This window comes from Floccifex sp. (assembly GCF_051873555.1).
Lineage (GTDB): Bacteria > Bacillota_I > Bacilli_A > Erysipelotrichales > Erysipelotrichaceae > Floccifex.
Map to the genome: position 1 here is coordinate 1 of NZ_JBJEEY010000167.1, position 12,432 is coordinate 12,432.

Genomic DNA, 12,432 nt, shown 5'->3' on the forward strand with positions numbered 1-12,432 from the left:
TATTCAATATCTTTTCTAATAGTTTCTTGTTGTTTTTAAACAGGATACGCATAAAGGTATCATCAAAGGGTCTAAATCGTTTGATAGCTTGTAGAAACTGTTCATTGTGTGCCGCGGGCATTGTGTAGTATTTTTATTCATTTAAAAATCCTCCTATAATATTGATTTGATGTATAATATTTCCCGCAGCTTTTATATTATTCTGTCTTATTTGGTAAATACATCTTATCATATTTAGAAATCGTATTTATGGTTATTTTTTACATCATATCATTCATTATTTACAAAGAATTTAATTATGAAAACAAAATGACAAAGAAAAGGAAGATAGAATGGCTATCTTCTTTTATAGAAATTATATTATTTATTTACGTTTTTTTAGAATAGTTAAAATACCAGCTAAAGATAAAGCAGAAACAGCTGTAGATGCATATAATTTCGCATTGGTTTGTACGCTAGTTGAAGTTGATTTTTTATTTGAATCTTTTTTTGGAACTTCTGGTTTTACATCTTTTTGATAATATACATTAATGACTATATTTTCATTCATAAAATCAAAAACCAATGGATTTTCTGTCTCTTCTTCAATTTGATCTTCATTTAAGCTTAATGCAGCAATGATTTGATCATGTTCATAATCACTTCCTTGTGATAATACTTCAGTTTCTACATATTTGTAGTCTTTAATGTCAACTTTATCATATTCAGTTGCATCAAAGGAAGTACCGTATTCTATTGCATCATTCACTACCGCATCTTTTAATACTTTATTTGTTCCTTTTTCTAAGTAGTTCACTGTTACTTTATAGTTAAGTGTATGTGCAGCTTTCAAAGCTAAAATCTCATGTTTGTTTGATGCATTGTAGTGTTGAATAAACTTATATTCTCCATCGACATTCCAGCGATCTGTGTATTCTTCTTCATCAAGGATTGCATATCCATCATAATACCAATCATCAATTAAATCGTTGCAGTCATCTAAAATCCAATTACTTCCTACATTGCTAAATGAAATAATTCCTTTACTATATATGTCATCTCCTGCTTTATCAGCGTGGTTATTATAGATTTGTGCATTGGATGGGAGTGTTAAATTCCCACTTGCTCCATTATAAACTCCACCACCATTATTTGGTTCGTAGTTATTCATAATTGTTACGTTTGTGAGTTCTTCAAATGTTAATGACCCATAGTTTTCCAATCCATTTCGAACATTATATTTAATAGACACTGTAGCGCCTTGATGTATTGTTCCTGTTGCATTGGAAGAAGATAAACGCAATCCACCACCTGTATAGCCAGTTCCATTTTCATTGCTTTCTAATAAAGAAGTTGAATCAATATCTAATTTTGAACTAACAGTTGTTCCATAATAGGCATTTTTATTTGTATATACTTTTGAATTATTTAAATCCAATGTCGTAGCCGATAAACCGTGTCCATTATTGTTTATGAAATTAATTTTTGCATTTGTTGCGGTAAATGCTCCTCCATTGCTTCCATTTGCCGTACAGTTTTGAACTGTAAATTTTGCATTTTCAACATTAATTGTTGGACTGTTTACATATCCACGATTGGCTCCATCAATTAAGAAATCCGATCCTCCAGATACATTAATTGTTGTATTGGCTGTAGACCCTAATTGAATACCTTCTCCGGTTTTTCCTTTTGTATTGTGTCCTGTAATTTTAAAATGAGAACCGTTTGTTACATTAATTTTTGCGGTTTCAGTATAAATAGCACATGTTGTCCCACTTGTACTGTCAAAATCAAATGAAATTGTTCCTCCATTTGTGACATTTAAAGAACCGCTTAATACCATAGAAAACCATCTACCAGTTTCTCCATTATTGGCTGCTGCAGAACTTGCATCTGATTTCAATACAAAAGAGGCATTATCAAATGTAAGATTTCCTTTATAACGCCATCCATAAACGTTATAAGAAATAGTATGCCCACCAGTAAATGTTAAATCCTTATAGAAAGTTTTTGATGGTGCTACATCTTTTAATAAAACAATAGTATCACCAGATTGCGCTGCACTGATACATTCATCAATATCATCGTATTCGGTTTCACCAATTTTTGCGACGGCTTCTTCTAAATCCAATAATTCGATTTTGTTGTCATCTTCTTCATTTTCCAAATCATTTGATACCTGATTTGTGGTACCATTTTCATCCGTTTTTGTTTGCTCACTTGATGTTGAATCTAGTTCTGTTGAAGTAGTTCCTTCTTCTGATTTTGTTTCAGGTTCATTTTGTATAATTGGATCATTTACACCATTTTCATCGGCTAAAACTATTTGACTGATTCCAGAAACGACTAATGTACCTGATAAGACAAATGCTGTTATTTTCCCTTTCATATGTATCCTCCTTGTCTTTATAAATTATAATTCTTTCATTTTTATTCACAAGGCAGTTTACACTTTTGTCCATTTTAATGTAATTATTATCCATTTAAAAAGGATATCTTTCGATATCCTCAAACATTTTTCATAAACTTTGACAGTTTCATTACTAAAAAAAGGGTACCAGTAATGAAAATGTGTCATCTCTATTTCTAATATAAATCTTCAAAATCATCAATTTCTGAGATTTCAAATTTGTTGTTCTCAATAATCTTTTTTTAATCCATCTGCTACAACTACTGTACCATTACAATTAGGATACGATGAACAGCCAAAAATCGCTCCTTGATTTTCCAAAGTGAACCAAGGTTTCATATCTTTTCCACATTTAGGACATTTTAGATATTTGTAATTCATAAATGGATTGTATATCGGTTGATTTATTGCCAAAGTAATTACTGTAACCAATGAAGCTTTCCCTAATTCTGCAGATCCTTCATACAATAATTCAGCTAAAGCAGAAGTAGTCGATCCAGTTGTATATAAATCATCTAATATAACAATATGTTTTTCTTTTATATCTATATTACTTTTTAATTCAAAGGCTTTCTTTACAACTTCTACTCTTTGCACTGTATTGTTTTCTTTCTGAACAAAATCCTTGTTACATTCAAATAAATCTTCCACATGAATACCTTCTTGAAGTGAATCCAAAATTTAACGAGTGAAATCTATAAAATCTTTTCTGTAAAATATCCATCGGTTTCTCTGGTACAAAAGTAACAAAATCAACAGATTGAAGATGTTTATGCACAGCCATAATTGCTTTACTATAGTATCTATCACTAAGAATAGAATGATCTTTTTTAAATTTTAATAAGGCATTGCTTAATAAGTCCTGAGAATAAAACTCTTTGTTAGATGGATAATATCTTCCTCCTGAAACAAGTTGAAATTCCTTACCACAAGGCAATCCTACATTACATTTTATCAACCTCGTATTCGTTCCATCGCTAGAAGCAATTAATTGTTCTGCACTATATCCACGTAACATTCCATTTAATAATTTTGCAAATTCATCAAATGTTCTTCAACAAAAATCCGGTATACTTTTTAACTTCGATTTATTTAAATTTGATGTATAAACTGTTCCTATTCGTAAATTGATAAATTCATTAATCAAAGTGATATCATCACTCACTACAATTAACATTGTTGATTCAATATTTTTACGAAAAACATATTTCAATAATTCACTATTATCAAAATATTTGATGACTCCATTCTCTTCTTCAACAGCCTCACCAATCTGCGTAATACCTGATTTTATAACTTTATAAGTAGTAAAGTCATCATTAATAGAAGAAAAATCAAATTTCATAAAATCATGTTTTAATGAGTCAGCATCTAGTATTATACATTTAATATTGTTTCCATCAGTCCACTTCCACATCTATTAACTCTTCCTCTTCAAGATTACTAAACGCATCTTTTAAAACTGTATTTGTATTTAAAATCATTAATATTTCTTTTAGGGAAGAAAATTTTTTTGCTCCTCTTTCAAGATATTTTTTTGGCCGGCTAATCATTGTATTTTCAACTGCAGCTTGCGGTATTAATACATCTCTATTTTACTTTAAAGAGTAATCTGCCTGTTTTAATGCACCGCTTGTTTTCCCTGCTTCCATGATAACAGTAGCTAAAGCTAGCCCACTCATTACACCATTACGAGTTGGAAAATTCCATCTTTGAATTGCATTACATGGAGGAAATTGAGAAATAACTAATCCTTCTTTTTCTATTCTTTGTTGTAGCAATCTATTTTCTTTAGGATAATATTGATTAATTGGAGTTCCAATAACCGCAATGGTTTTTCCACCATTTTCTAATGCTGTTATATGTGTTGCAGTATCGATTCCTTTTGCTAATCCAGCATTAACTACTATATTTCTTTTAATTAAAGATTTTACCAATCTTTCTGTATTTTTCATTGAAGCTGAAGTAGCATTTCGCCTTCCTACCACACATACGGACTTTTGATCTAATAAATTTAAATCACCTTTTGCAAATAAATATGGAGGCGCTTCATCTGTCTTAGCTAATAATTTTGGATAATTACTTTCTCCTTTTTTTATTAAGATAACCTCATCTGTTAGTTTTTGGAAACTATTTTTAACAAATGTATATTTTGAATAAAATTCTTTGTCAGTAATTTTCAAATGAGAAGCTAAAAAAGGAATATTTCTTTGTAATCCGCTCTATAATCAAATCCATAAATAGATATTAATTCTTCAATAAATTTTGTAGTCCTCTTATCATTGTTATTAAAATACTGCTGAATTGTATAATATAAGATTGCATCTCTTACTAATGTAGTATCAATATCAAACAATCCATTGTCTAAATTTGATTTATTTGAAAAATTGGAAATGCCTCTATTATCCAAATCTTCCTTCAAAAAAAGAGTCACTGATTTTGTTGCTTTTATAGGCGTAATTCTATTTTCATGTACTAACTGATTCGGGCGTTGTGTTGAAATATTAAGATATTCTGCAGCTTCTTTAGCAGTATAGACATCTTCCATTAATTTTACGATTTCTTCCCTTTTAATTCTCATATGAATATTCTCCTAATTGAAATTTTTCTATTGCACTTGATAATTATCAAGTACAGATAAATAATTATAGAATCTGATCTCAATTTTTGTATAACCAAAAAATCAAGAGCATCAGTAAGTGAATTTACCAATGCTCTTGATTTATTCGTTATATTTTTTCTTCAAAGTTAAGAATTAATTTGTACCTGTCAATTCAGCAATAGCTTTCTGATAATTCAAAGTCTTAGCATGTGCATCTTCTTTTGAATTTCCTTTAATACAATAATAGAATTTAATTTTAGGTTCTGTACCAGAAGGACGAGCTGCAATCCAGCTTCCATCTTCTAAGTAATACTTCAATACATCAGATTTTGTGAATCCAGTTAATTCTGTTACTGTGTCGCCTTCTTTGATTGTACATTCTTTGTAGTCTTCTGACTTAACAACAGGTGTTCCACCAATTTCTTTTGGTGCATTTGCTCTTAAATCGGCTAAGATTTGTTTAATACGTTTAGCACCTGCTTCCCCACTTAAAGAAATCGCAACCTGGCTTTCTTCATATGTTCCATTTCTTTCATACAATCCATCTAATACATCACATAAATCTTTTCCTTGTGCTTTGTAGAATGCAGCTGCTTCAGCTAACATTAAACAAGCTTGAGGGGCGTCTTTATCACGTACAAATGGACAAATTAAGGAACCATAAGATTCTTCATATCCAAATACATAATTCTTTTCATGAGTGACTTCATATTTAGCAACTTTTTCACCAATGAACTTGAATCCAGTTAATGTTTTTTCAGTTTCAACGCCATAATTAGCTGCTGTCTTTTCTCCTAAGTCACTTGTAACAACTGTATTAAACATGACTGGGTTTTCAGGCATTTTGTTTTGTGCTTGTAATTGCGATAAAATATATTCAATTAATACAGCCCCTGACTGATTTCCTGTCATTACAACATATTCACCATTGTGTTTTACACCAACTCCCATACGGTCAGCATCTGGATCACATACTAAGATAACGTCTGCATCGTTTTCTTTTGCATATTTCAATGCTAATTCATAAGCCCCTGGTTGTTCTGGGTTTGGTGTTGGCGTATTTGAGAAATCAGGATCTGGACTACATTGTTCTACAACTGGAATACAAGTATATCCTGCGCGTTTGTAGACTTCCTGAACAGGAATATTGGCTGTTCCGTGTTCTGGAGAGAATACAATTTTGATGTCTTTATTTACATCTGGATTTAATTGAATGCTTAATACATTTTTGTAGTATTCTTCATCTACTTCTTTTCCAATCACTGTAATCAATGATTTTTGTTCTTGAGAACAATTCGCATCAATAGCTAATTCATCTTCAATGGCATTTACACGATCAATGACCTGAGATGCTAAACAAGGAATTAACTGGCATCCTTTGTCATCATATAATTTATATCCGTTGTATTCTTTTGGATTGTGACTGGCAGTAATCATGATTCCACCAAAACATCCTAAATGACGAACCGCAAAACTAAGTTCTGGAGTAGGACGTAAAGATTCAAATACATAGGATTTAATATTGTTTTTGGCTAATAAGTTGGCACAATCAAAAGCTAATTCTCTTGACATATGACGGTTATCATATCCAATGGCAATTCCTTTTTCACAAGCTTCAGGACCTGCATTGACGATGTAGTCTGAATAACCTTGTGTTGCTTTACGAATTGTATGGATATTAATTCGATTTGTTCCTGGCCCCAGGATTCCTCTCATTCCTGCAGTACCAAATTCAATTAAAGCATAGAATGCATCATTTTTTTCTTCTGCATCCATGTTGGCCAAATCATCTTTGTAGCGTGGATCCAAATTTGGATGATTGACCCATTTTTCATATCTTTCATCAACTAAAGACATTTTATTATCCTCCTAAAATCAATTATAGTATACCACTTTATATGCTAAAAATGAAATCGTTTTCAATTTAAAACCCAAAATAAAAAGGCCTTTTAAAAAGGCCATTTTATATTATTAAGCAATAATTTTTTGTTCACGCAATGTAGCTTCAATCTTTGCAATAGCGTCGTCTTCATCTTCACCAGAGCAGCTGATTGTGATTTCAGATTGAGTTGGAATTCCTAAAGACATAACACCCATGATAGATTTCATGTTTACTTCACGTCCTTTGAATGCAACGTTGATATCGCATTTAGGGAATTTGCTAGCCTGGTTAACAGCTACAGTAGCTGGACGAGCGTGAAGACCAACTGGATCGATTACAGTTACAGTGATTTGTTTCATTATCTATTTCCTCCTAAAAACTTTAATCATATTTTAACTTTTTTTAATCCTTTAATCAAGTAATTCTTTATACATTGTCGTATAAACAGAAGCACTCTTTTGCCATGAAACATCTTTTGTGATGGCATTTTTTACAAGCATATCCCAGTCTTCTGGTTTGTTGTAATATACATCGATAGCATCATTAATTTTCTTCATCAAGTCAACGGAATCATATTTTTCAAATGTAAATCCATCCCCTGTTTTTTCAAATTCATTGTATGCATCGACTGTATCTTTTAATCCACCTGTTTCACGGACCAATGGAAGTGTTCCATATCGCATTGAACACAATTGAGAAATACCACATGGCTCAAATAAAGAAGGCATTAAGAATAAATCCGAAGCCGCATAAATTTTATGTGCCAATGCTTCATTGTATCCTTTATAAAATGCGATTTTTCCTTTATTTCCATTTTCTAAATCTCTAAATTTATTTTCAATTTCAGCTTCTCCTGAACCTAGAATTGCCAATTGAATAGGAGCTTTACATAAAGCATGTAATTGTTCCATCATCAAATAAAATCCCTTTTGCCAAGTCAAACGAGAAACCACTCCCACTAAAAGAACATCTGGATTTTCTTTTAATCCCAATTCCTTTTGTAGACCCAATTTATTGGCTTTCTTTCCTTCTTTTACATTGACTAAATCATAGTTTTCGTAAATATCTGGATCGGTTTTTGGATTCCATAATTCAACATCAATACCATTTGTGATTCCCCACAAATCATATTTACGCATATTCAATACAGCTTCCATGTGCTCTCCATATTGAGGCGTTAAAATTTCATGTGAATATGTAGGTGAAACCGTTGTAATTTTGTCAGCATAGACAAAAGCTGATTTCATAAACGAAATACCTGTATTAAAACGTACACTTCCGTTTTCATATAAATAATATGGAACACCACAACAAGGATCTAAGATACGAGCATCAAAGTTACCCTGGAAAGCAATGTTATGAATCGTGAAAACCGTTTTAATTTGTGAATAACGATAGTCATCTGTATGGCATTCCTTAATCATACAAGGAATCATTCCTGTGTGCCAATCGTGGCAATGAATGATTTGAGGCCAGTAATTCAATTGATTTAACATTTCCAAAACAGCTTTCTGGAAATAACCAAATCTTTCTCCATCATCATTAAATCCATATAATTCATCTCGTTCAAAATATCCTTGATGTTCTACAAAATAGAATTTTACATTTCCTACAGTTGATGAATAAATACGAACAGGTATTTCACGATAATAAATGGATACTGTATATCCTTTTTCAAATGTGAAAACATCATTAAATTTTTCACCATATTTGTCTTTAATTTTTTTATAGAAAGGCATGACAACACTCACTTCATGTCCTTGTTCTGTTAGAGCAGCAGGGACAGAACCAATGACATCTGCCAATCCACCTGTTTTAATAAATGGTAAACCTTCAGAAGCAACCATTAAAATTGTTGCCATTAAATTTTCTCCCTTCTACCGATATAGAGCGGATCATAATCCTGACCAACTAATTCTTTTTTATGAATAATCTTAGTATGTTTGTCAATGATTACGTTTTGTAAAATCGCATTTGGACCAATTTCTACATCTTCTGTGATAACACAATTTTCAATGATAGCTCCTTTTCCAATTTTACAAGAACGCCCTACGATAGAATGTTTCACTGTACCACTAATTTGTGATCCATTTGAAATTAAAGACTGCTGTGCATTTCCATCTCCAATATAAACAACTGGAGCCGTATCCGATGTATTTGTATAAATAGGCCATTTTGGATCTGAGAATTCTTTCATATTTTCCAAAGATAAAATGTCCATATTCGCATCAAAATAAGATTTTAAATCATTGATGCAATATACTTTTCCACGATGCGCAATGGCACGAATATCTAATTCAGAACACTTATCATTGATAATGTCTTTTAACCAGTACATTTTCGATACTTTACGAGCTTCTTCAATTAAAGAAACAAAAATATCTTTTTTCATAATATAAGTCAATAAAGAAAGATCACGTTTCTTATAACGACCCACATTTAATTCAATTCCTTCTACACCTTTTTGTTTATTCAATACCAATGTATCACAGTTGATATATTTTTCATTGGCATCATTCACTGTTTTATACAACATAGAAATATCTGCTCCACTTTCAATATGTTGTTGTAACAATTCAGCATAATTTGTTGTATAAACATAGTTTACAGGTGCAATAATCACATAATCATGTTTTGTTTCGATAATATTGTCAATGTTGTCATAATAACTTTCAACATCCGAAACATAAATAGAAGTACCCATTCCGGCTTCTCTATAAAGAGGAATTAAAGACAAGCTACCATGTTTAGAATTGATATTATATTGACGACCATCTCCAATATGATCAAATAAAGAACGAGGATTTCCATTCACAAATACTTCAATATCATCCATTCCAGAGTTTGTCATATTTGAAACTGGAATATCCACTAAACGATAACGACCCAGGAAAGAGAATGAAGCAATTGGACGATGTTGTTGTAACCCCTGCACATAAACTGTTGAATCATTATATGAAACAATACCTAATGCTGTTGCCATATTCTTATTCCCCTTTCTTTACGTTTTTGGCAATCAATGCGATTTCTTTACTATTGATTGAACCAACAACGGCTCCATCTTCTACTTTAACGCCTTCAGCTAAAATAGCACGATATACTTTAGCACCGGCTCCAATTTTAACTCCAGGCATCAATACAGATTTTTGAACATCGGCACCTTCACCAATTACTACACCATTAGAAATAACACATTCTTTAACATCTCCATTGATGATAGCACCCTGGTTAATGTAACATTTTTTAACGCTTCCTGTTTCAGAAATATAATGAGGAAGTGCTGGAATATCTTCTGTATAGATTTTCCAGTTTGGATCGTCTAAATCTAATTCATTATTTTTGTTTAATAAATCCATGTTGGCTTCCCATAAAGAATCAATAGTACCAACATCTTTCCAATATCCTTCAAAACGATAAGAGAACAATTTCTTATTGGAATTCAAGAAATCCGGAATGATGTCTTTACCAAAGTCATGGTTGCTTCCTTCTTTATTCATATCCGCAACAAGTGATTTTCTCAATTGTTTCCAGTTGAAGATATAAATACCCATACTCGCTAAATTACTCTTAGGCTGAGCTGGTTTTTCTTCGAATTCAACAATTCGTCCATCTTCATCACAGTTCATGATACCAAAACGAGGGGCTTCTTCCCAAGGAACTGGCATAACTGCAATTGTTAAATCAGCATTGTTAGCTTTATGTGTTGCTAACATATCTGCATAGTCCATTTTGTAAATATGATCCCCAGACAAAATCAATACATATTCTGGATCGGCATTGTCTAGAAAGTCAATATTTTGTGTAATGGCATCAGCTGTTCCTTTATAAACACCAAATTTTGTTCCATCTTTTTCACTAGGTGGAAGTACATATACACCACTACCGGCAGTGTCTAGTCCCCATCTTTGTCCTTGCCCTGCGTAGGCATTCAATGTAACTGGCTCATACTGAGTTAACACTCCAACAATGTTAATATCAGAGTTTGCACAGTTACTTAATGGAAAGTCGATGATACGATATTTTCCACCAAAGTAAACAGCTGGTTTCGCGTTTTTCTTTGTTAAATCGTATAAACGCGTTCCACGGCCACCTGCTAAAATCATGGCGACCATATTATTTTGTTCCATAGTCATCCTCCTATACTTGTAACCTGTTTTAAGTATACCACTTTTATAAGAAAAATAAATGAATTTTAGGTTTTAATGTATGCGTTTTCATAGTAATTTAATAAAAATTTGGGATTTTCATAAAAGATCAATGCCCTTCTCTAATTTTTTTATAAATTTCAAATTGTTTATTTATATCATTTTCAATATTCAAATCAATGTCTTTTGCTTCTAATATACGCTCAATTGTTTGTTCTGGACTCAATGTATGATAAGGCAAATATAATTGTCGTAATTCTTTTGGTTTTATAATTCGATAAACTCTTTTCGAAGAACATTCATATATATAAGAAAAATATCGATATATATAACCAATCCAATACATTTCATTTTTTGTATATTTTATAGAACCATATTCTGAATTATTATATTCTTTTTTTATTTCATGAATAATATCATCGGCTTGTAAAGTCATATCTAAAATACTTTCATTGTCCATTAATTTCACAATTTGACTGTTCATAAACCTTCGAATAAATATTTCAGAACTAGTTGATGTTTTTTCAATGGAAAGTTCAAAAACTTGTCCTTGTATATCACATAACAATAAACCATCTGTATCCATTTTTTTCATGACATTCTCCTGTAATTAACATAAAATTTCATCAATATATTTTCCTTTTCCTCTAAATTGAATACGTGCAAATTTTACTTTATCCTCTGATAGTTTTGAATCATTACTGCGCATCTCTTTATAGTAATCTTTTTCATGTTGAGCCAAATATACACGTTCTACAATTTTCAAATGAGAAACTGCTTTTTCACTTATAAATACATATTGTTTTCCTAAATTTGTTGCCGCTAAACAATGTTTACATTGTTGATCTGTTATTTCACCATGTATAAAAGATTCGATAATTTTATACATTCGATTATCTGCAATGGGAGCTACAATGTAATCACAAGTTCTAGAATTTTTTATTATATTTTTTACATAATCATGTTCTTTGTATGAATCAAGTGCTCCTCGATAATAAGCAATTGTCATCATCCATTCTTGATTTACTTCATATTCTTTACATTTTAGTTTTTTACAATCGAAATCTAAAAAATAAACAGATGAATGATCATATCCAGATACAAATGAAATAGCTTGTGCATAAGTTTGACCAGTATAAAATCCTTGCCCAAAATCATTATTAATTCTTCCTGCATGTACATTTATTTCACCTTCAATACTACTTTTAGCGCCATGAAACAATAATTGATGATTCCTTTCTAATTTTTCAATCCACAACATTTCTTTTAATCGATTTATTTGTATTTTTTTATCAAAAGCCAAATTATATACACGTTCCATCAATTGTTTAGAAGGTTTCATTTTCCCAAGTTCATTTCTTGATATCGTCACCTGTTCCACTTCTATTTGTTCTGCCATTTCAAGTTGTGTATA

14 protein-coding genes are annotated in these 12,432 nt (G+C 31.4%); all 14 read right to left on the reverse strand.

Annotated features, from left to right (window positions below):
- Positions 1-364 precede the first annotated feature (364 nt).
- The gene (locus ACI32A_RS09525; protein WP_439754826.1) at positions 365-2,368 is read right to left on the reverse strand and encodes a hypothetical protein; all 2,004 of its coding nucleotides are present in this window, start codon (positions 2,366-2,368) and stop codon (positions 365-367) included.
- Positions 2,369-2,617: 249 nt separating this feature from the next.
- The gene (locus ACI32A_RS09530) at positions 2,618-3,040 is read right to left on the reverse strand and encodes a hypothetical protein (protein WP_439754827.1); all 423 of its coding nucleotides are present in this window, start codon (positions 3,038-3,040) and stop codon (positions 2,618-2,620) included.
- The gene (locus ACI32A_RS09535; RefSeq protein WP_439754828.1) at positions 3,024-3,407 is read right to left on the reverse strand and encodes a hypothetical protein; all 384 of its coding nucleotides are present in this window, start codon (positions 3,405-3,407) and stop codon (positions 3,024-3,026) included. Before ACI32A_RS09535 ends, ACI32A_RS09530 begins: the two co-directional genes overlap by 17 nt.
- A 36-nt stretch (positions 3,408-3,443) precedes the next feature.
- On the reverse strand, positions 3,444-3,806 hold the full coding sequence (locus ACI32A_RS09540; RefSeq protein ID WP_439754829.1) for a hypothetical protein: 363 nt from the start codon (positions 3,804-3,806) through the stop codon (positions 3,444-3,446).
- A complete protein-coding gene (locus ACI32A_RS09545) occupies positions 3,790-3,942 on the reverse strand; it encodes a hypothetical protein (protein ID WP_439754830.1) in 153 nt (50 codons plus the stop codon). Before ACI32A_RS09545 ends, ACI32A_RS09540 begins: the two co-directional genes overlap by 17 nt.
- Positions 3,943-3,984: 42 nt before the next feature.
- Positions 3,985-4,572 carry a DNA-processing protein DprA gene (locus ACI32A_RS09550; protein WP_439754831.1) on the reverse strand — a complete coding sequence of 196 codons (588 nt, stop codon included), beginning with the start codon at positions 4,570-4,572 and terminating at the stop codon, positions 3,985-3,987.
- Positions 4,573-4,580: 8 nt separating this feature from the next.
- Complete coding sequence (locus ACI32A_RS09555; RefSeq protein ID WP_439754832.1) at positions 4,581-4,970, reverse strand: helix-turn-helix domain-containing protein; 390 nt, start codon at positions 4,968-4,970, stop codon at positions 4,581-4,583.
- A 174-nt stretch (positions 4,971-5,144) separates the two neighbouring features.
- The gene (locus ACI32A_RS09560; protein ID WP_439754833.1) at positions 5,145-6,848 is read right to left on the reverse strand and encodes a phospho-sugar mutase; all 1,704 of its coding nucleotides are present in this window, start codon (positions 6,846-6,848) and stop codon (positions 5,145-5,147) included.
- 114 nt (positions 6,849-6,962) lie between these two features.
- On the reverse strand, positions 6,963-7,232 hold the full coding sequence (locus tag ACI32A_RS09565) for an HPr family phosphocarrier protein (protein WP_154459032.1): 270 nt from the start codon (positions 7,230-7,232) through the stop codon (positions 6,963-6,965).
- A gap of 51 nt (positions 7,233-7,283) precedes the next feature.
- Complete coding sequence (gene glgA / locus ACI32A_RS09570; RefSeq protein ID WP_439754834.1) at positions 7,284-8,735, reverse strand: glycogen synthase GlgA; 1,452 nt, start codon at positions 8,733-8,735, stop codon at positions 7,284-7,286.
- The gene (gene glgD / locus ACI32A_RS09575; RefSeq protein WP_439754835.1) at positions 8,735-9,856 is read right to left on the reverse strand and encodes a glucose-1-phosphate adenylyltransferase subunit GlgD; all 1,122 of its coding nucleotides are present in this window, start codon (positions 9,854-9,856) and stop codon (positions 8,735-8,737) included. The genes glgA and glgD overlap by 1 nt, the downstream gene beginning before the upstream one ends.
- Before the next feature lie 4 nt (positions 9,857-9,860).
- Positions 9,861-11,000 carry a glucose-1-phosphate adenylyltransferase gene (locus tag ACI32A_RS09580; protein ID WP_439754836.1) on the reverse strand — a complete coding sequence of 380 codons (1,140 nt, stop codon included), beginning with the start codon at positions 10,998-11,000 and terminating at the stop codon, positions 9,861-9,863.
- A gap of 127 nt (positions 11,001-11,127) precedes the next feature.
- A complete protein-coding gene (locus ACI32A_RS09585) occupies positions 11,128-11,613 on the reverse strand; it encodes an antitoxin (RefSeq protein ID WP_439754837.1) in 486 nt (161 codons plus the stop codon).
- A gap of 15 nt (positions 11,614-11,628) precedes the next feature.
- The coding region (locus ACI32A_RS09590; RefSeq protein WP_439754838.1) for a DUF3990 domain-containing protein at positions 11,629-12,432 on the reverse strand (804 nt) is incomplete at its 5' end.

Excerpts from the sequence above, each read along its gene's own strand:
- ACI32A_RS09525 (WP_439754826.1), bottom strand. The coding sequence starts at position 2,368 with ATGAAAGGGAAAATAACAGCATTTGTCTTATCAGGTACATTAGTCGTT.
- ACI32A_RS09535 (WP_439754828.1), bottom strand. The coding sequence starts at position 3,407 with ATGTTACGTGGATATAGTGCAGAACAATTAATTGCTTCTAGCGATGGA.
- ACI32A_RS09540 (WP_439754829.1), bottom strand. The coding sequence starts at position 3,806 with ATGTGGAAGTGGACTGATGGAAACAATATTAAATGTATAATACTAGAT.
- ACI32A_RS09545 (WP_439754830.1), bottom strand. The coding sequence starts at position 3,942 with ATGATTAGCCGGCCAAAAAAATATCTTGAAAGAGGAGCAAAAAAATTT.
- ACI32A_RS09555 (WP_439754832.1), bottom strand. The coding sequence starts at position 4,970 with ATGAGAATTAAAAGGGAAGAAATCGTAAAATTAATGGAAGATGTCTAT.
- ACI32A_RS09560 (WP_439754833.1), bottom strand. The coding sequence starts at position 6,848 with ATGTCTTTAGTTGATGAAAGATATGAAAAATGGGTCAATCATCCAAAT.
- ACI32A_RS09565 (WP_154459032.1), bottom strand. The coding sequence starts at position 7,232 with ATGAAACAAATCACTGTAACTGTAATCGATCCAGTTGGTCTTCACGCT.
- glgA (WP_439754834.1), bottom strand. The coding sequence starts at position 8,735 with ATGGCAACAATTTTAATGGTTGCTTCTGAAGGTTTACCATTTATTAAA.
- glgD (WP_439754835.1), bottom strand. The coding sequence starts at position 9,856 with ATGGCAACAGCATTAGGTATTGTTTCATATAATGATTCAACAGTTTAT.
- ACI32A_RS09580 (WP_439754836.1), bottom strand. The coding sequence starts at position 11,000 with ATGGAACAAAATAATATGGTCGCCATGATTTTAGCAGGTGGCCGTGGA.
- ACI32A_RS09585 (WP_439754837.1), bottom strand. The coding sequence starts at position 11,613 with ATGAAAAAAATGGATACAGATGGTTTATTGTTATGTGATATACAAGGA.